The organism is Archangium violaceum Cb vi76 (genome assembly GCF_000733295.1).
In the GTDB taxonomy this organism is placed as follows: domain Bacteria; phylum Myxococcota; class Myxococcia; order Myxococcales; family Myxococcaceae; genus Archangium; species Archangium violaceum.
Genome location: NZ_JPMI01000149.1, coordinates 1 through 17546, shown reverse-complemented (window position 1 = coordinate 17546; position 17546 = coordinate 1). Strand labels below are relative to the sequence as shown.

16 protein-coding genes are annotated in these 17546 nt (G+C 68.4%); 7 read left to right on the top strand and 9 right to left on the bottom strand.

Annotated features, from left to right (window positions below):
- The 4 genes from Q664_RS22100 to Q664_RS22085 form a co-directional block, all read right to left on the bottom strand.
- On the bottom strand, nt 1–259 hold a 259-nt coding region (locus Q664_RS22100; protein ID WP_152622266.1), incomplete at its 3' end, for a helix-turn-helix domain-containing protein.
- A complete protein-coding gene (locus Q664_RS22095) occupies nt 228–608 on the bottom strand; it encodes a helix-turn-helix domain-containing protein (protein WP_052518493.1) in 381 nt (126 codons plus the stop codon). The genes Q664_RS22100 and Q664_RS22095, both read right to left, overlap by 32 nt.
- 8 nt (nt 609–616) lie before the next feature.
- Nucleotides 617–1345 (bottom strand): protein kinase family protein, encoded by a 729-nt coding sequence (locus Q664_RS22090; protein ID WP_152622265.1) that lies wholly within the window; start codon nt 1343–1345, stop codon nt 617–619.
- A 156-nt stretch (nt 1346–1501) separates the two neighbouring features.
- Nucleotides 1502–2161 (bottom strand): DUF4142 domain-containing protein, encoded by a 660-nt coding sequence (locus Q664_RS22085; protein WP_043398994.1) that lies wholly within the window; start codon nt 2159–2161, stop codon nt 1502–1504.
- 223 nt (nt 2162–2384) lie between these two features.
- Between Q664_RS22085 and Q664_RS22080 the strand changes: the two genes are divergently transcribed.
- Both Q664_RS22080 and Q664_RS22075 read left to right on the top strand, forming a co-directional pair.
- The gene (locus tag Q664_RS22080) at nt 2385–3239 is read left to right on the top strand and encodes a lysophospholipid acyltransferase family protein (RefSeq protein WP_043398991.1); all 855 of its coding nucleotides are present in this window, start codon (nt 2385–2387) and stop codon (nt 3237–3239) included.
- A 19-nt stretch (nt 3240–3258) separates the two neighbouring features.
- Nucleotides 3259–4203, top strand: coding sequence for an SDR family oxidoreductase (locus tag Q664_RS22075; RefSeq protein WP_043398989.1), 945 nt, complete (start codon nt 3259–3261; stop codon nt 4201–4203).
- Nucleotides 4204–4522: 319 nt separating this feature from the next.
- Here the strand turns inward: Q664_RS22075 and Q664_RS22070 are convergent, their stop codons facing one another.
- The gene (locus Q664_RS22070) at nt 4523–4963 is read right to left on the bottom strand and encodes a hypothetical protein (RefSeq protein ID WP_084610228.1); all 441 of its coding nucleotides are present in this window, start codon (nt 4961–4963) and stop codon (nt 4523–4525) included.
- Nucleotides 4964–5013: 50 nt separating this feature from the next.
- Here Q664_RS22070 and Q664_RS22065 point away from each other — a divergent pair, with 50 nt between their 5' ends.
- The 3 genes from Q664_RS22065 to Q664_RS22055 all read left to right on the top strand — a co-directional run bounded on the left by Q664_RS22065 (nt 5014) and on the right by Q664_RS22055 (nt 9364).
- A complete protein-coding gene (locus Q664_RS22065) occupies nt 5014–8430 on the top strand; it encodes a tetratricopeptide repeat protein (protein ID WP_043399019.1) in 3417 nt (1138 codons plus the stop codon).
- A 52-nt stretch (nt 8431–8482) separates the two neighbouring features.
- Nucleotides 8483–8803 carry a hypothetical protein gene (locus Q664_RS22060; RefSeq protein WP_052518494.1) on the top strand — a complete coding sequence of 107 codons (321 nt, stop codon included), beginning with the start codon at nt 8483–8485 and terminating at the stop codon, nt 8801–8803.
- Between the two features lie 132 nt (nt 8804–8935).
- Entirely contained in the window at nt 8936–9364 is a 429-nt protein-coding gene (locus Q664_RS22055) for a tellurite resistance TerB family protein (protein ID WP_043398982.1), read from the top strand.
- A 13-nt stretch (nt 9365–9377) separates the two neighbouring features.
- Here Q664_RS22055 and Q664_RS22050 read toward each other — a convergent pair whose 3' ends face one another.
- The 3 genes from Q664_RS22050 to Q664_RS22040 form a co-directional block, all read right to left on the bottom strand.
- Nucleotides 9378–11096 (bottom strand): B12-binding domain-containing radical SAM protein, encoded by a 1719-nt coding sequence (locus Q664_RS22050; RefSeq protein WP_043398979.1) that lies wholly within the window; start codon nt 11094–11096, stop codon nt 9378–9380.
- 86 nt (nt 11097–11182) lie between these two features.
- Nucleotides 11183–12439: an aminotransferase class I/II-fold pyridoxal phosphate-dependent enzyme gene (locus tag Q664_RS22045; protein WP_052518491.1), complete on the bottom strand. Its 1257-nt coding sequence runs from the start codon at nt 12437–12439 to the stop codon at nt 11183–11185.
- Entirely contained in the window at nt 12436–13263 is an 828-nt protein-coding gene (locus Q664_RS22040; protein WP_043398976.1) for a cupin-like domain-containing protein, read from the bottom strand. The genes Q664_RS22045 and Q664_RS22040 overlap by 4 nt, the downstream gene beginning before the upstream one ends.
- A 186-nt stretch (nt 13264–13449) precedes the next feature.
- Here Q664_RS22040 and Q664_RS22035 point away from each other — a divergent pair, with 186 nt between their 5' ends.
- On the top strand, nt 13450–13671 hold the full coding sequence (locus Q664_RS22035; RefSeq protein ID WP_052518490.1) for a helix-hairpin-helix domain-containing protein: 222 nt from the start codon (nt 13450–13452) through the stop codon (nt 13669–13671).
- Between the two features lie 141 nt (nt 13672–13812).
- Nucleotides 13813–15894, top strand: a complete 2082-nt coding sequence (locus tag Q664_RS22030; protein WP_052518489.1) for a hypothetical protein — start codon at nt 13813–13815, stop codon at nt 15892–15894.
- Nucleotides 15895–15898: 4 nt separating this feature from the next.
- Here Q664_RS22030 and hflX read toward each other — a convergent pair whose 3' ends face one another.
- On the bottom strand, nt 15899–17323 hold the full coding sequence (gene hflX, locus Q664_RS22020; protein ID WP_043398973.1) for a GTPase HflX: 1425 nt from the start codon (nt 17321–17323) through the stop codon (nt 15899–15901).
- Nucleotides 17324–17546: the final 223 nt, after the last annotated feature.

The following is a 17546-nucleotide window of genomic DNA, read 5'->3' as shown; positions in this document are numbered from 1 at the left end:
CCGCGAGCCCGTGGGACAGCAACACGTCCGGAGAGGTCTCCAGCGCCTCGCAAAGGCGCAGCAGGTTGGGCACGCTGGGCATCATGTCCCCCCGCTCGATGCGGCCATAGACACCCGAAGTCGTCCCCGCGCGCCTGGCGACCTGGGCCTGGGTGAGCCCCAGGCGGAGGCGCACGGCCCGGGCCGCCTTCCCGAAGGAGCGCCGCAACGCCACGCCCGGCGAGCCCTCAGCCCGTGGTGGAGCTGGAGTCGCGTCCATCCCCTGCCTCCTCAGTGGGCCGCCGCAGTTGCCGCGCCGTGCGCACCAGACGCCGGAGCGCGGGCCGCTCGTTGTCCATGGCCATGGGCCGCTCCAGCCAGGCGGGGGCCTGTTTGGAGGAAAATCCCAGCAACGCGTTGGCATCCACCTTGAGCGTACCGCAGAGCCGCAGCAGCGTCGGCAGGCTCGGAAGCAGCAGGCCCCGCTCCATGCGGCCGTATACCTCCGTCGCAATCCCCATGCGCTCGGCGGCCTCCCACTGTGTCAGCCCCGCCTTGCCGCGTGCCTCCCGCACCCGCTTCGCGAAGTCGCGGGAGAGTGCAGCCCGTGTCTTGTGTCGCTCCCTCATGGCGGGTCTCAATCCTCATTCTCGAGGTTCATGTCCGGAGGCATGGGCAGGACGCCCATCTCGACGATGGAATAGGCCGGAAGCTCGGCGGGATCCGGGACCTGAGCGAAGAGCTGCTTCACTTCCGCCTTCGCCTGCTTCGCGCCGTAGGGGGGTTGTCCGGTTGCCTGGAGGAAGTCGCGCAGCTCGTCGCGCAGCTGGCCCGCCGTTGGATGGCGCTCGGCGGGCTCGGGACGCAGGGCCCGGGTGACAATGCGCCGCAGCGGTTCCGGCAGTTCCCGGGCCGCCTGTTGCACCTCCTCCGGACCGAAGTGCAGGAGTCGGTTGGCCAATGTCTCCAGGGAGAGGAGGGAGGAAGGCCGCTCACCGCGCACCTCGGGAGGGAAGCGCTGCTCGATGTCGAGCCACAGCATCTCCAACAGCACCAGGCCCAGGGAGAAGATGTCGGCCCGTCCGTCCAGGGCCAGGGGGGTGAGCGGGTCGCGCTGTCCCGCCTCGGGTTTTTCGAAACCCCGCAGGATTTCCGGAGCGGTATAGGCCGGGTCACCCCGGAGCATCTGGGGCGGTGTGCGGATGCGGCCCATCAACTCCGACCAGGCCGCGCCGAGGTTGGTGAGCTGGACCCGCCCGTTGTGGCCCAGGCGGATGCTCATGGGTCCCACGGCGCGGTGGACGAGGTGGAGCGCTCTGCCCTCGTCATGCACGGCCCGGTGGGCATGGTCGAGTGCGTCCGCCACCTCGGCGGCCACTTAGGCCGCGAAGCCATGAGACAGCTTGCGCTGAACGGAAATGGCCGTGTCCATGATGGATTCGAGGCTTCTCCTCGCCTCCCCAGTGGACCCGGGGAAGGGGAGTATCGGGGGGGGGAGCCTCGGGCTTGGGGCCGGGGCCGCTCAGTCCTTGAGGTAGCCCTTCAGCAGCTCGGCCCGCTGCAGGTGGCCGCTGAGGACGGGGGCGGTCCTCCCGAGGAACACGGCCAGGCTCGTGTCGTCGCGGTACTCGTCCAGGCCCTCCTCGACGAGCTCCTTGCCCCGATCCTGGCCGTCCGTCACCTCCTTCAGGAAGGCCTTGTCGAACTCGCGGCCGCTCAGGCCCGCCAGCTTGTCGCGCTTCTCGTAGAACTTCTCCACCTGCTTGTCGTACTTCTTGTCGTACTTCTCCTGGCCCTTCTCCAGGCCCTGGAGAGCGCCCTCGGCGCCCGCGCCGCCGATGGCCAGGTCGTCCGTGGCCAGCTCCACGGTGGACAGCGACAAGGCCTTGGACTCCGCCAGCGTTTCCAGATCCTCCTGGTTGCGATGGTGGTCGCGGATCAGCTCCTGGGCGAAGCGCCGCACCTCGGGGTTCTCGGAGCGCTCGAGGGCCAGGTGGCCCAGGACGATCTGCTCCTGGTTGAGCAGGGAGAGCTGATCCGCGAAGCGGACCTTCTGGGCGAAGGCCTCGCCCACCTGCTCGCCCCGGTGGCGCGCCTGCTTCGCCTCGTCATGGGCACAGCCCGCGCCCAGTCCCACCACGGCCAGCAGTCCCGCGCTCCACAGCCATCGCCTCGTCCGCATGTCCGTCCTCCTTGACGTGGTCTCGACGTGTTGAATGCCGAAAAGCTGGGGAGGGGAGGAGGGGCCCACAAGCCCGGGGGCAGGCAGCGCGGCGAGTGCCCGGCGGGGGCGTCCCCGGAATGGGCGCCGGGACTTGCACGGACGTGCACGGATGGACGTCCCCGCCAGACACCCGGCCCCGATTCCCTCCCAGCCCGGGGGACGATGGTGTAGACACGCCCCCATGCTCGAGCAGCTCTCCGACAAGGTGAAGCAGGAGCTCCGGGAGTGGACGGAGCGCATGGTGGGGCCGGAGCGCAAGGAGCGCCTGCAGGCGCTCGCCCGCACCGGTAACGAGTACGGGGTGGATCCCTTCGGCTTCAACCTCGACTACAGCCTGTCGGCGCTCGCCCCCTTCTTCTGGCTCTATCGCAACTACCACCGGGTGGAGACCTTCGGCGTCGAGAAGGTGCCCAAGGGGCGCGTCCTCCTCATCTCCAACCACTCCGGCCAGTTGCCCATGGACGGGGCGATGATCGGCGTGGCCCTGCTGCTGGAGGCGGACCCGCCGCGCGCCATCCGCAGCATGGTGGAGAAGTGGGTGCCCTCGCTGCCCTACGTCTCCACCTTCATGGCCCGGGTGGGGCAGATCGTCGGCACCCCGGAGAACTGCCGCCGTCTGCTGGAGTCCGACGAGGCCATCCTCGTCTTCCCCGAGGGCGTGCGCGGCCTGGGCAAGCTGTGGCCCCAGCGCTACCAGTTGCAGGACTTCGGCCTGGGCTTCATGCGTCTGGCCCTGGAGACGGACACCCCCATCGTCCCCATCGCCGTGGTGGGCGCCGAGGAGCAGTCCCCCGCGTTGGTGGACGTCAAGCCCATGGCGAAGCTGCTCGGCTTCCCCTCCTTCCCGCTCACCGTCACCGGGCTGCCCCTGCCCCTGCCCACCAAGTACCGCATCTACTTCGGGGACCCGCTGCACTTCACCGGCCGCGCCGATGACGAGGACAGCGAGCTGGACAAGAAGGTCCGCACCGTGAAGACCGCCATCCAGGGCATGCTCAACCAGGGACTCAAGGAGCGTCAGGGCGTCTTCTGGTGACACGCCCGGCACCCGCGCCATGAATCAGGATCCTTCCAAGAGACCGGCCGTCGTCATCACCGGCATCAGTGGCAACCTCGGCCGGGCCCTGGCCAAGGTGCTGCACAAGCACGAGCGCATCATCGGTATCGATCGGCGTCCCTTCGTGGGCCGGCCGAAGGACATCGAGATGCACCAGTTGGATCTGCGCAAGAAGAAGGCCGAGGACGTCTTCCGCAAGAACGACATCCGCGCCGTCATCCACATGGGCATCATGCATGATCCGCGCATGAGCGAGGAGGAGCACCACTCCTTCAACGTGGTGGGCACCACGCGCCTGCTCGAGTACTGCGCCCGCTACAAGGTGCCCAAGGTGGTGGTCCTCTCCTCCGCCAACGTCTACGGCCCCAGCCCGGACAACTCCAACTTCCTCACCGAGGACGCGCCGCTCATGGCGGCCAGCCGCTTCTCGGGCGTGCGAGATCTCATCGAAGTGGACATGCTCGCGCACGGCTTCTTCTGGAAGCACCCCCACATCCAGACGGTCATCCTCCGGCCCGTCCACATCGTGGGGCCCACCATCAAGAACGCCCCCAGCAACTACCTGCGCCTGAACCGCCCGTGGGTGCTGGCGGGGTTCGATCCGATGGTGCAGCTCATCCACGTGGACGACGTGGCGCGCGCCATGGTGGAGGCCGCCCTGCGCCCCGAGCCCAAGGGCGTCTACAACGTGGTGGGCCCCGGCGAGGTGCCCCTGTCCTCCATCCACCGCGAGCTGGGCCACAGCGCCATCCCCGTGCCACACCCCGTGGCCCGGCCCCTGCTCGGCCTCCTCTTCAAGTACCGGCTCGCCAACTTCCCCCCGCCCGAGCTCGACCACATCCAGTTCCTCTGCAACGTGGACGGCTCGCGCTGGCGGAAGGACGTGGACTGGACGCCGCGCTTCTCCATGCGCGACACCATCCGCTCCGTCATCGGCGAGTAGGCGGCCCGTAAGGGGTTCCCCTGTCCGTGCTGTCAGGGTCCCCACTCGTGGGGCTCCGAGGGGAGTCTGACATCCCTGTCAGGCCCCCTGGCTTTTCCGGCACGGGCTTTCCCCCGGTGCGGGCGCGCAACCCCTTGATTTCAGGTGGATGGCGGGCCGCTGGGGGCGTGGCACCCGCATTGCTCTAGAGACTGGGCATGAAACGCGGTGGGAGCGGGCCCTCGGTGCCTCCCACTCCGTGAAATGTCTATGGAGGTTCCATGGGGGAGCCTCCGACGCCCACCATCTCGGCCGGCCCCGGGGTGGTGGGCGGTTTTTTTCAGGGGATTTCTCCGTCGAAGGGTCCCCCGGACTGCTTCTCCAGCAGCCACGTGCCGTCCCGGTAGATGAACTCGGAGGTGACGCTCTCGCTCTGCTCGGAGACGGAGGGCAGGCGCATCCACTTGATGCGGCTGGTGACGATGGCCCGCAGGCCCTCCTCGACGACCTCGACCTCCTCTATCTCGTAGTCGGTGATGGACAGGTCCCTCTCGTCCTGCTTCTCCCGGCGGGCCCTCTCGAAATCCTGACGGCGCTCGGGGACGATGAAGCGGGCGGCGATGCGGTAGTCCTTCCAGCGCACGCGCTGGTGGAAACTTTCCACCACGGGGCGAAGCGTCTCCAGGTCGGACTTGTTCTTCGTGTGGGCACAGCCCGCACCGAGGGCGAAAACGAGCAGGACAGCAAGCAGGCGAATCACCCGGAGGACGCTAGCACCCATTCCAGAGGGGGCGAAACGGAAGAGGCCCCGGTGCTATGGTCGCGGGCCGCATGGCCAAATCGTTGGTGGAGCGCTACGAGCAGCTCCTCGCCCAGGATCCTGCATCATCGGTGTTTGTCGAGCTGGCCAAGGCGCTGGTCGCCAAGGGCGAGCACGCCCGTGCCATCGCCGTGTGCGAGCAGGGCATCTCCCACCATCCCAACTCGGTCACGGGGCGGGTGCTGTGGGGCAAGGCCCTCATCTTGATGGGGCGCCCCGCCGAGGCGATGGCGCAGTTCGATCAAGCGGTGTCGATCGACAAGGAAAACCCGCACGCCTACAACCTCATCTCCGAGGTGCTGCTGCAGCGGGGCTTGTACCGCTCGGCACTGCCCATCCTGCGCAAGGCGCTGTCATTGCAGCCGAATGACGCCCGCGTGCGCGGATGGATGGAGCAGGCGCAGGCCGCTCTGGCCGGTGGGCCGGCACCGGCCTTCGGAGACCTGAACGCCCTGGAGCCCACGTCGGCGGAGGAGCAGCCCGCCGCGCAGGCGGAGGCGCCCGGGTCCGCTCCCGCCGAGGCCCCCGCGGCTCCGGAGCAGGCATCCGAAGCGGCGGCCGTCGAGGCGGCGGTGGCCCCGGAGGCGTCCTCGGAGCCGGTGCTGGAGGGCGTGGAGGCCGCTCCGGCCGAGGCACCCATCGAGCTGTCGCTGGAGGCCAGTGACATCGACGGAGGCGCGCCGTCCGAGGCCGCGTCGTCCGAGCCCCTCGAGGAAGCGCTGACCGTCGACGAGGAGCCTCCGGCCGTGCCGGCGGAAGCCGCCGCGGGTGAGGAGGCGCTGGAGTCGGTTCCCGTCGAGGCCGCTCCCGAGGAAGGGGGCGGGCTGCTCGCGGATCTCCCGCCGCTGGAGCCCGAGCCCGCTTCCGCCGCTCCCGTGGAGCCCGAGGCTCCGGCCCTGCACTCCGTCCCCGACGTCTCTTCGGGTGGGACGGGCTCTCGGCGCGGGTTGCTCGCGGAGCTGCCCGAGGCGACCGCGCCCACGCCGGTGGCCCCCGCGCCCGTCGCCGCTCCGGCCAATGCTCCCGTGCAGGACGTGGCGGCCCTCACGGCGGCCTACGAGCGCGAGCTGCGCGACAAGCTCCTTCCCAAGGACGCGGCCGCCTTCCTCCCACCCCGAGCGGTGAAGGCGCTGGTGGCGGCGGTCGTCCTGGTGCTGCTGTGCGGCGTGGTCCTCGTCGTGCGGGCGAAGCAGGGAGGCCAGGCGCTCGCCGCGGCGTTGGATCGCGTCTCCCGGCTGCTGGAGCAGGACACGGAGGCCTCCCGGCAGGAGTCGCTCGCGCTGCTCTCCCACGTGGTGCGGTTGGAGGACGAGAACACCCGGGCCTGGGCGCTCTCGGCCTATGCCCACGCGCTGCGGTACGCCGACACGGGTTCCGCCGAGGCGCGGACCAAGGCCCTCGATGCGCTCGGCCGCCCCAACGTGCGCGCGGAGCACCCCGCGAGCGCCCTGCTCGTGGACGTCCTGGTGGCCGATGCCCAGGGCCGTGACGCCGCCCGCCGCGCCTTGCTGAACGCGAAGCTGGAGGGCCCGGAGGCGCTGGGGATGGCCGGCGCCGTCCTGCTGGAGCAGGGCAGTGAGAAGGAGGGCCTGGAGCGTCTCGAGCGCGCGTTGAAGCTGTCGCCGCGCAACGTGCGCGCCCTGGTGTCGCTCGGCGCCTGGTACCGGGACGCGGGCGATCCGGTGAATGCCCTGAAGATGTACACGGCCGCGGCGAAGCTGGCCCCCGAGCACCCGGTGGCGCGTCTCGGCGTCGCGGAGAGCCGGTTGGAGCTCGGCCAGGAGTTGGCGCAGGCCCTGGCGGACGTGCAGGGGCTGACGGGCGACGCACTGCCCGCCTCCCTGCGCGAGCGCCAGCGGTTGGTGCAGGGCCGGCTGATGACGGCCATGGGCAAGGCGGGCGAGGCGCGGACGCTGCTGTCCGAGGGGACGAAGGGCCCGCTGGCCTACGACACCTTCCTGGCGCTCGGCGAGGCGAACCGCGTGGCGGGAGACATGGCCGGAGCCCAGAGGGCCTTCGAGCAGGCCCTGACGCTCAAGCCCAGCGGCGAGGAGGCCGCGGCGGGCCTGGGCCGGGCGCTGCTGGACCGGGATCGTGTGTCCGAGGTGCTCTCCCGGGTGGAAGGGGAGGGCCGCGAGGTGGCGCTGGTGCGGGCCGCGGCGTACACGAAGCTGGGAGACTTCAAGCGCGCCCGGGTGGAGCTGGTCCGTACGCGCGTGGAGGACCGCTACCCCGCCGAGGCCATCATCTATCTGGCGCAGGCCGACGCCGCCGATGGCGAGCGGGACCGGGCGCGGGAGGCCCTGGAGAAGACGCTCGCGGCGACGAAGACGGCCAAGGCGCAGGTGCGCACGGCGCTGGGGCTGCTGCACTGGCAGGACAAGGCGCTGGACAAGGCGGGCAGCGTGCTGGAGGCGGCGGTGGCCGAGGGCTCGCGGGACTACGAGGCCTCGTGCGCGCTGGGCCGGCTGCTCATCGCCCGGGGGCTGCCGGACCTGGCGATGAAGCCGCTGACGCAGGCGGTGGAGCGCAATGGCGCGCACGGCGAGGCGCGCGAGGCGCTCGGCCGGGCGCTGCTGGCGCTGGGCCGTATCCCCGAGGCGCTCAAGCAGTTCGAGGAGTGGCAACTGGACAACCCGGGCGCCGCGGGGGCCCACAAGGGCTTCGCGATGGCCCTCTTCCAGACGGGGAAGACGAAGGACGCGGAGGCGGCGTCCGGGCGCGCGGTGAAGCTGGTGTCGAACGATCCCGAGGCGTACCGCGTGCGCGCGGAGATCCTCTTCGCGCTGGGAGATACGAAGGGGGGCTTCGGCGCCCTGGAGAGCGCGAACAAGCTGGACAGCAAGTCGGCGGAGACGTTCTGCGGCATCGCCCGGGCGTTCCTGCGGCAGGGCCTGGTGGCCAACGCGGGCAAGGCCTACGAGGCGGCGCGGCGCGAGGGTCCGGACACGCCGTGCGGCCTCGCGGGCGAGCACTGGGTGGACGACTCGGGCGGGAAGGCCGCGGCGAAGGTGCTGCAGGGGCTCGCCGACAAGGCGGCCACCACGTGGGACAAGGCGTTCGCCCAGGCGGCGCAGGCTCGGGTGCTGCTGGCCGCCGGAGCGGTGAAGGACGCGCGCACGGCCGCGGACGAGGCGGTGCGGCTGGAGCCCTTCTCCGGACGCAACCACCTGGTGCTAGGGCAGGTGGCGCTGAAGCAGCGTGACGAGGCCACGGCGATGAAGGCGCTCAACCGGGCGGTGGAGCTGGAGCCCGTGGACGGACTGGCGTGGCTGGCGCTGGCGGACGCGCTGGTGCGCAACCCCGCGGAGACGGAGAAGGCCGTGCAGTCCTATGGGCGGTTCCTGAAGCTCGCGGGCGCGTCTCCCGAGGCGGCCCGGGTGAAGAAGTCCCTCAAGCCGCTCCAGCGCAAGTTGGGAGGCCGGTAGCGTGCAACAGTCCCAGTCTCCGCTCCCGCCCCCACTGCCGCTGATGCGCATCATGGGAGGCAATGCCTTCCTGCTGTCCGTCCTCTATCTGCTGGTGGGGATCGGGGTGGAGGGGGCGCGGCGCCTGTGGCCGTCCATCTTCCTGCAGCGGCTCTCCCTGTCGCTCGACTCGCTGCCGGCGAGGGCGCTGGAGCTGGTGGGCTTGCTGCAGCCGCTGCGCACGGCCTACTTCGACGGCAGGATTCGCGAGTCCGTGGTGCGCCTGGTGTTCGGCGCCACCACCATCGTCATCATCTTCCTGCTCGCGGTGGTGGTGGGCGTGTTCATGGGCTCGCTGCGCAGCCTCATGCTGCGCTGGACCGCGCGCCGGTAGGTCCACTCTCGCGTCCGAGTGAATACCGTTTCCGGTCCTCATCGGTGCCGACTATCCTCCCGCGCCGATTTGCCTGATTCCTTCCCCCATCTGTCCGCGAGCCACGGGCCAGCCGCTCGCCAAGGAGACCACATGACGCGCGAGTATCCCCAGGAACAGCTGATGGCGTTCGTTCAGGCCATGGCCAACGTGGTGGCGAGTGACGGCCGCGTCACCGAGGACGAGCGTCAGCACCTCGACAACGTGGTGGCCGGCGTCGGCCTGTCTCCCCGTGACCCGGAGGTCTCCGCGCTCATCGAGCAGGAATTCCAGAAGCCCGGCCGCCTCACCGACATCGTCGGCAAGATCCAGAACCGAGAGATGCGCGCCGCCCTCCTGCGCATGATCGTCGAGGTGTCGTGCGCCGATGGCGAGATCGCCAAGGAGGAGCGCGCTTCGGTGAAGGAGGCCGCCAGCGCCTTCGGATTCGACGCGTCCATCGCCGATGAGCTCATCGACTGGGCGCTCGATTCGATCAAGCTCGACCAGCGCGAGCAGGAGATCATGAAGAAGCTGCTCTAGTCCGCGCGCTTCCTCACGCCGGCTGCAGGAAGCGGCCGGCCACGAGATGCTCGATGACTTCGTGCGCCGAGTGCGGATCGAGTCTCACCTTCGCTCCCAACTGCGTCACCGCGCTGGCAACCGTCGTCGGGCGCTCGAAGGCGGACAGGGCGGCCAGGAGGATCCGGCCGTCCTCGCCCTGATCCAGCGTCGGGTCGGAGAACTTCCGCGGGCTGACCGAGGGCGCACAGGCCAGCCTCGTTCCCTCCACCGACCGGACGACCGTTACCGGCTCCTGCGCCACCTTCGCGGGCACCTGGTGCGCTCCCAGCCACTCCCCGAGCTTGAATTGGAGCGTCGAGGGTGACGTGTTCAACAGGCGCGTGCGTCCGTTGATCGCCACCCTCCGCTTCTTCTCCTCGTGCTTCCTCGCGAGCCCATCCACATGCTCCGACGTGCGCTGCACCGCCCGCTCGAGCGCCACGTCGTTGAAGCGCAGCATCGGCACCGACACGTCACCGGGCTCGCGCTGCTCGAAGTACTCGAGGAACTCCGTGAACGTCCGCGCCTCGCTCGTCATGCCGAACCGGGCGGGGTGCTCCGTGGCGAGCGCTCCCGGCTGCGCTTCGAGCCGCTGATAGCCCACCAGGCAGTCGAGGCCGATGACCCGCTCCACCAGGCGGACTTCCTCCTTCAGCGTGGCGGCGCTGGCGAAGGGCAGGCCCGCGATTCCGGAGACCTCGACGTCCAGGTTCTCGTGACGCCGGCAGTGGTCGATGATCTCGAGCAACTGCTGATCCGTGGCACACGGCTTGAGCAGGCCCCGGCGCATCTGCTCCTGCCGCTGCTGTTCCGAGAAGCAGCCGATGTCGAGCACCATGTGCACGTGCTCGAAGGTTCCGGCCAGCGCGTCGATGAGCTCCATCCGCGCCACGCCCCACAGGAAATACATGCAGGAGTGGCGGGAGAGATCGACTCCCGCCCAGGTGCCTTGCAGGAACTCCGCCGAGCTTCCCGAGAAGTCATAGCGGAGCTGCCACGTCCGGGGGGCGATCTCCTGGTGGTCGCGGCGCACGCTCTCCTCGGAGCGCAGGAAGGGTTTCGCGCGTCCGAAGGCCGCCTTCTGGTTGCCGCGGGCCCCACCGCAATACAGGCAGTTCTCGCCGCACCCCTTGCCCGGCGCGACCCACCCCGAGAAGGCATGGCGATCCTGTTGGCTCAGGAAGATGTCGGTGAAGTGCGAGTAATAGACATCCTCGCTGTTCGTGGCGCCTTGCACGTACTCCAGGGGCAAGCGCCGCGGGGTGCCGTCCGGAGCCCGGGTGACACAGTTGGGCGGGGAGGGCTCGCCCTGGCAGAGCGCCAGCAGTGGCCGCTCGCCATCGCCCAGGACGATGTGATCGATGCAGTCGAGCTCCTTCAGCTCCCGCCACCAGTACGAGGCCGTGTTGCCACCCACGACGATCCGGATGTCGGGGTCGATCTCACGCAGCGTCCGGGCCAGGAGCAGCGCGCGGTGGACGTGGTGGAACCACTTGAGGCTGATGCCGACGAGCCGGGGGCGGACGCGGGCGACCAGGGCCTCGAGCGAGCGGGCGACCTCCTCCTCGGTCTGGTCCCCATCGTAGAGCCGGACGAAGGCCTCGATCCCCGCGCGCCTCAGATAGCTCGCGAGGTAGAGGATTCCGCAGGTGGCCTCGCCGGTTCCGGCGCCGACGAGGAGGACAGGAGAGAGGACGCGACGGCCATTCATGACGAAACCCCATCTTCCCCCAGAATCACCTTCGAGGGGAGGGAACACGGGCCTGGATGAGCTGAAGCCGGTTGCCCCTGGCTTGCTCAAGCGGCTCCACGGAGATTGCCGTCCCGGTCCCGGACCCGCTTCATCGCGCGCAGGAACTGCTCGACTTCTTCCTCGGTGTTCTCGGCCGTCACCGTCGCGCGGATGATGCCCTTGTTGCGCGCGATGGCGGGGAAGAGCATCAGCGTCACGTAGATGCCTTCTTCCATCAGGATTCGCGCCACCTCCTGGGCATCCGCGTCCTTTCCAAAGGGAGTCGCGACGATGGGGAAGTAATTGGCGCTATCCGGCGCCAGGCCCAGCTCCCGCAGGCCATCCACCATCCGCTTCGTGAGGTGGAAGAGCTTCCGCCGGATCTGCTCGCCCTGCGTCCGGTTGACCTCCAGGGCCGCGAGCGTGGACGCGAAGGCCGCCGTGGGCACGGGTCCTGAATACACATACGTGTCGATGTGAAGCTTCAGGTAGTCCTTGAGCCGGGCCGGGCACGACATGAACGCGGCCATGGAGGAATAGGCCTTGGACAACGCTCCCACGTAGATGACGTTGTCGTAGGTCTGGCCCAGATGCTGGACGATGCCATTCCCCTTGCGTCCGTAGGGGTGCTCCGGTGACGGGTCCTCCCCGATGATGCCAAAGCCGTGCGCATCGTCGATGTAGAGGATGGCGTCGTACTTCCGGGCCAGCGCCACGAGCTCCGGCACGTTCGCGAACGCGCCGTTGGGGCTGTAGACGCCGTCGACACAGATGAGACGGCTGGGCTCGTCACCGGACTGCCGCAGGCGCGCTTCGAGATCCTCCATGTCGTTGTGCCGGAACGTCTCGACGGTGGCACCACGGGCCTTGGCGATGGCGCATCCGGTCTGGACGGAGTTGTGCGCGTGACGGTCCACGAGCACCAGGCTCTCCTTCATCGTCAACGCCGGGATGAGGCCGTGGTGGATGAGCGTCGCCGTGGGGATGACGAAGACGTTCTCGACGCCGATCAACTCCGCCAGCCGCGCCTCCATCTCGAGGTACGGCTCGGGCTGCATCACCGCCTTGGACCAGCTCGGATGGACACCCCACTTGCGCAACATCTCCGGGATGGAGGCGATGACCTCCTCGTGCAGGTCCAGGCCGAGGTAGTTGCACGAGGCGAAGTCGGTCACCCACTTGCCGTCCACCCGGACCTGACGGCCCTTCTGCTCGGTCGCCACCTTGTAGAGCATGGTGTCTCCGGCGGCGAGGTCGGCCAGGGCATTGTACCGCTGGAACTTGTTCTCGATGAGCTGCTGGTAGGGGTCCCGGCTGGTCATGCGCCCTCTTGATGTGGACTGGCTTGGATGATGGGTTGATGGCAGGCACACCAGCCCCATCGGTAGAGACGGAGGCGGTGGAGCGCATCGAGCACGAAATGTGGTGTGGCCTGGAGGACCTCGAAGGTGCTCGCGCCACCGGAGTTCACGCTGATGCTCGTGTCGAGGGCACACGTGTAGTGCCACCACTTCTTGGGGATGAACAGGACGTCCCCCGGCTCGAGGATGACCTCCGCGACGTCCGCCTCCGCGAAGCGGGGGTGCCGCTCACGGTCCCAGTTCTCCACCGTCACCTCGCTGGGGTACGTCAGGAAGTCGTACTTGCGGCTGACGTAGACGCAGTCGCTCTTCTCGGGCGAGACGAGCTTGAGGAGCTTGCGGCCAGACACCTGGGCGAGGACGTTGTCGAAGATGTCGTAGTGCAGCCCGGAGATGGTCCCCCTGGCGCCGATCCACGCCCGGCGGTAGTGCATCTTCCGGCCCTGGAGGAAGTTGAACGACACGTCCTCCAGGAGCTGGGGGAAGAGGCCAAAGGCATCGAAGACGGCGAGGTACCACTGGCCCCGCTCCGCTTCACCCGATTGGAGCGCATCGATGTACGCGCCCAGGGTCATCCTCAAGCGGGGATTGGAGCCCTGCATGGCGTTGCCGACCTCCACCTCGACCGGCAGGTCGGCACCCAGCGAGCGCAGGTGTTCCAGCGTCCACTGACGCAGGGCGGGCCAGTGGCTCGCTCCACCCCGAAGAACCACGGGGCGTCCTGTCTTCACGTAGCTCCGGGTGAGCTCCGGAATGGAGAGGTCTCGGCGTTCGTCGATGAGCACGCACGAACGCTCTCGTCTCGGATTGGGAATGTCAATCCACGCGGGGTGAGGGGCCTGGCCTGAGGGTGGGGCAGTCGGCTGTACCAGTCGTTGATGTCCGCCAGGAGCGTCCGCGGCTCGGGCAGGGGAGGGGAGCTCATGGGGTATGCTCCGCGGCGAGCGTACCCGGACACGTGGAGGTGAATCATGCCGAGTCGAGTGAAGGACCCCGTGGAACCCGCGCTTCCGAAAGGCATCGGCAGGCCCGCGACGAGCGCCCTCGCGGTGATTGGCGTGACCCGCCTGGAGCAGGTGGCTCGTTTCACGGAACAGGAGCTCCTGGCGCTTCATGGCGTGGGGCCCAAGGCCGTCGGGGTCCTCAAGGCCGCGCTCCTCGAGAAGGGACTGTCGCTCGCCAAGGCCAGATAGGCGGAGCGACCCCCGGCGGCTCGGCGGCCGGAATCTTGCAGGTCTGACGGGCTTGGGTGGTTTTCCTCATTATTTTTAGATGGAGGCGGCCTCGAACTCTCCTCGGATCGAGTCGTTCAATTTCCGAGGAGGAAGTTCAGGATGGATGAGGTCAAGAAGGCGCTCGGGCGGATCGGCCTGACCGCGGCGGGGTTGTTCCTGGTGCTGCCACAGGGGGCGCGAGCCATCGTTCCCCAGGACAGCACCTTCTTCTCCACCGCGCACATCGAGTCGGCGGACTCGTTGAGCACGTATTCGGACGGAGATCTCTGGCCCTCGTGCTGGTCGGACGACGGCCATCTGTATTCGGCGAATGGAGATGGCCGCGGCTTCACGATGGTGGAGCCCCGCCCGAACCCCGTCTACGACATCGCGCTCAGCCGCATCCAGGGCCTGCCCGGGATCCTGACGGGCACCACGCTGACGACGCACATCAGCCAGACCTGGGCGGCCGGCGAGTACAACCGCAAGCCCACGGGCATGGTGTGCGTCGATGGTGCCATGTACATGGCCGTCCAGGACCTCTCCTGGGACTTCAACGACGCGCCCAACGCGACCATCGCGAAGTCCACGGACCGGGGGGCGACCTGGACCTGGAACACGTCCGCGCCCATGTTCGGCAATCACGTGTTCACGACGATCATGTTCCTGGACTACGGCAAGAACAACGCCTGGAACACGTTCGACTCGTATGTGTATGCGTATGGGCTCGACTACAACTGGCGTGACTCGTTCGACAACTCGGTGCCGGATCCGACGAAGCTGTTCCTGGCTCGAGTCCCCAAGACGAGCATCCAGAACCGGGCCACCTGGCAGTTCTACACGGGGGACCTGAATGGGAACGCCACGTGGAGCTCGGACATCAACCTGCGCCAGCCCGTGCTGCAGGATGACCGGCGCCTCTACGTCAGCACCCGGGCTCCCTACGGTCAGCCGCGCGACCTGTCGGTGATCTCCCAGGGCAGCGTCGTCTACAACAAGGCGCTCAACCGCTACATCTATACGTCCTGGACCGAGTACACCTTCGAGTTCTACGAGGCTCCCAAGCCCTGGGGCCCGTGGAAGAAGTTCCTGAGCAAGGATTACGGCGGCTATCCCTGGTCGGATACGAAGAATGGCGGTTACTCCACCACCATTCCCTCCAAGTTCATCAGCACCGACGGCAAGACGATGTACGTGCAGTCCAACACCTTCATGGGCGGGCTCGAGAACTACAACTTCTCGCTGCGCAAGCTGGTGGTGGAGCCTCGGGTGGCCACCACGCCCTCCAATGCCAGGAGCGACACGGCCAATCTGGCCGCCCCCTCCAATGGCACTCGGGCCATCGAGAAGGTGGCGCACTTCGGCAACCTGTCCTACTTGAACAATGGCTATCTCAACGACAACGAGGACAGCTGGGACCAGGAGAACAAGACCCTCGACTGGTGGGGGTACACCTGGCCGCGCAACTACAACCTGAACAAGCTCAGCTACACCACCGGTGGCATGTTCACCGATGGCGGCTGGTTCAGCGGCAACCTCTGGGTCCAGGTCCGGCAGAACGGACAGTGGGTCAACGTCACCAACCTGCGGAGCTCCCCGTACTACCCGCTCACCTCCGCCGCCGGGGCCAACAGGACCTATACGTTCATGTTCAACGACACCTGGGGTGATGGCATCCGCATCATCGGCACTCCGGGCGGCAGCGCCTACTTCACGTCCATCGGCGAGCTGGCCGTCTACTACGCGAGCTCCGTTATGCCCTCGCTCCTCCAGGACCCGGGGTTCGAGAACCAGACCAGCGGCGCCGTGTCCTACCCCTGGTACGTGCAGGGAACCGATGCCAAGGGCATCGATCGGGGACTGGGCTACTCGCACGGCGGCGCCAACAACGGGTGGATCCGCACCTCCTCGCGCAACTGGAACGCCCTCAAGCAGGACGTGGCCGTCACCCCGAACACGAACTACGTCCTGACGGCGTGGATCCGCAGCTCCGCCAACGTCGTTGGCGGCTACTTCGGCGTCTGTACGGTGCCGGGCACCATCATCAGCGAGCTCAACTTCGGCTTCCTGCCCGACTACACGGCCAAGACGGTCACGTTCAACTCCGGCTCCCATACGACCGTGAGCGTGTTCGCCGGCTTCTGGGCCCCCGGCGCCGATTCGCTCATCCAGGTGGATGACTTCACGCTGACGAAGCTGTAGCCGCTCACGTCTCGAAGGCCCGGGTGAGCCTGGCCATCGCCGCGGGGAGCGCCCGGAGCTTCAGCCTCCGGCCGGTCTCGTCGTAAGCCTCGGAGAGGACACGGGCATGCTCGTACACCTCTCCGATGCGCCCCTGGCGGGCGTAGGGAATCACCAGCTCCGCCTCGACCATCGAGCCCTCGAAGAACTCGATGAGGCTCTGGCGGAGCGCCGCCACGTCGTCCGGCGAGTGCGCCGAGAGGATGAGGGCCTCGGGATGCCGCTGGAGCAGGGCCTCCCGGGCCTCGGGCGTGAGCCGGTCCGCCTTGTTGAACAACAGCCGGCTCGGGACGCTCTGCGCTCCAATCTCCCGGAGCACCGAGCGGGTCACCTCGAGCTGGGACTCCCAGGTAGGGTCCGAGCCATCCACCACGTAGAGCAGCAGCGAGGCCTCCAGCGCCTCGTCCAGCGTGGAACGGAACGAGGCCACCAGGTCGTGCGGCAGCTTCTGGATGAAACCCACCGTGTCCGAGACCAGCACACGGGGACGGGTCTCCGGTTGCAGCGCCCGCACCGTGGTGTCGAGCGTGGCGAAGAGCTGATCCGCCACCAGCACCTCGCTGCCCGTCAGGGCGCGCATGAGCGAGGACTTGCCCGCGTTGGTGTATCCGACCAGCGCCACCCGTAGCTGGTCCTTCCGGGCGTAGCGCCGGTTCTCCTGATCCTGCTGGATGGCCGCGAGCCCCTCGCGCAGCTCGGCGAGCCGGTCGCGAATCTTGCGGCGATCCAGCTCCACCGCCGAGTCACCCGAGCCCCGGCCCTGTTGGCGCTCGCGGCTCCCCGTCGACTCGCGCAGGCGCGGGGCCAGGTAGTTGAGCCGCGCGATCTCCACCTGCATCTTCGCCTCTCGGCTCCGCGCGTGGCGATGGAAGATGTCCACGATGACGCCCGTGCGGTCGTACACCTGCGCGCCCGTGGCCCGCTCCAGGTTGCTCAGCTGGCTCGGCGAGAGTTCGTGGTCGACCACCACCACCGTGGGTCTCTCCGTGAGGGGCTCCTCGCTGGCCCCGGCCTCCAGTTCCTCCACGGGGAACTCGTCGTCCTCCGCTTCTTCCCCGGCTGCTTCCGCCTCCGCCTGTTGCTCCTCGGCTTCCTCGGCTTCGGTTTCCCAGCGTTCGCGCGCCTTCGACTTGCGCGCATTCGCCCTCGAGGCCAGGGTGCCGCGGCCCCCGGTGAGCCGGGCCAGCTCCGCGAGCTTTCCGCTTCCGAGGACCGTTCCCGCCGCGAGGCGTTCGCGGCGCTGGCTCACGGTCGCGACCACCTCGTAGCCGAGCGTGTGCACCAGCCGCCCGAGCTCGGCGAGGTCGGCCGCGTGTTCGGTGTCCGAGACACCGGGAAGTTGTACGCCCACCAGCACGGCGAGCGGGCGCGGAGAAGAGGAGTTCGACATGACTCTCTCGTACCACGTTGGGCCCGCTACCTGGAGTCGCGCTGGGTGCGCCAGGTGACACTCAGCAGCGTCTGGTCAAAGCCCCTGTCGAGAGAGTCCGTGGATGTCCCCTCTCCCTCTGGGAGAGGGTCAGGGTGAGGGTCTTCCCTCTTGGACCGCGTGACCGCTGCGGACCGAAATGCGAATCGGGGCGAGGAACACGCGGATGCTGANNNCCCCNCNC

What these genes read in the sequence shown, in the direction of transcription:
- Q664_RS22060 (WP_052518494.1), top strand. Translation starts at nt 8,483, where the DNA reads ATGGGAGGCAATGCCTTCCTGCTGTCCGTCCTCTATCTGCTGGTGGGG.
- Q664_RS22030 (WP_052518489.1), top strand. Translation starts at nt 13,813, where the DNA reads ATGGATGAGGTCAAGAAGGCGCTCGGGCGGATCGGCCTGACCGCGGCG.
- Q664_RS22055 (WP_043398982.1), top strand. Translation starts at nt 8,936, where the DNA reads ATGACGCGCGAGTATCCCCAGGAACAGCTGATGGCGTTCGTTCAGGCC.
- hflX (WP_043398973.1), bottom strand. Translation starts at nt 17,323, where the DNA reads ATGTCGAACTCCTCTTCTCCGCGCCCGCTCGCCGTGCTGGTGGGCGTA.
- Q664_RS22095 (WP_052518493.1), bottom strand. Translation starts at nt 608, where the DNA reads ATGAGGGAGCGACACAAGACACGGGCTGCACTCTCCCGCGACTTCGCG.
- Q664_RS22050 (WP_043398979.1), bottom strand. Translation starts at nt 11,096, where the DNA reads ATGAATGGCCGTCGCGTCCTCTCTCCTGTCCTCCTCGTCGGCGCCGGA.
- Q664_RS22065 (WP_043399019.1), top strand. Translation starts at nt 5,014, where the DNA reads ATGGCCAAATCGTTGGTGGAGCGCTACGAGCAGCTCCTCGCCCAGGAT.
- Q664_RS22045 (WP_052518491.1), bottom strand. Translation starts at nt 12,439, where the DNA reads ATGACCAGCCGGGACCCCTACCAGCAGCTCATCGAGAACAAGTTCCAG.
- Q664_RS22080 (WP_043398991.1), top strand. Translation starts at nt 2,385, where the DNA reads ATGCTCGAGCAGCTCTCCGACAAGGTGAAGCAGGAGCTCCGGGAGTGG.
- Q664_RS22035 (WP_052518490.1), top strand. Translation starts at nt 13,450, where the DNA reads ATGCCGAGTCGAGTGAAGGACCCCGTGGAACCCGCGCTTCCGAAAGGC.
- Q664_RS22075 (WP_043398989.1), top strand. Translation starts at nt 3,259, where the DNA reads ATGAATCAGGATCCTTCCAAGAGACCGGCCGTCGTCATCACCGGCATC.
- Q664_RS22085 (WP_043398994.1), bottom strand. Translation starts at nt 2,161, where the DNA reads ATGCGGACGAGGCGATGGCTGTGGAGCGCGGGACTGCTGGCCGTGGTG.
- Q664_RS22070 (WP_084610228.1), bottom strand. Translation starts at nt 4,963, where the DNA reads ATGGGTGCTAGCGTCCTCCGGGTGATTCGCCTGCTTGCTGTCCTGCTC.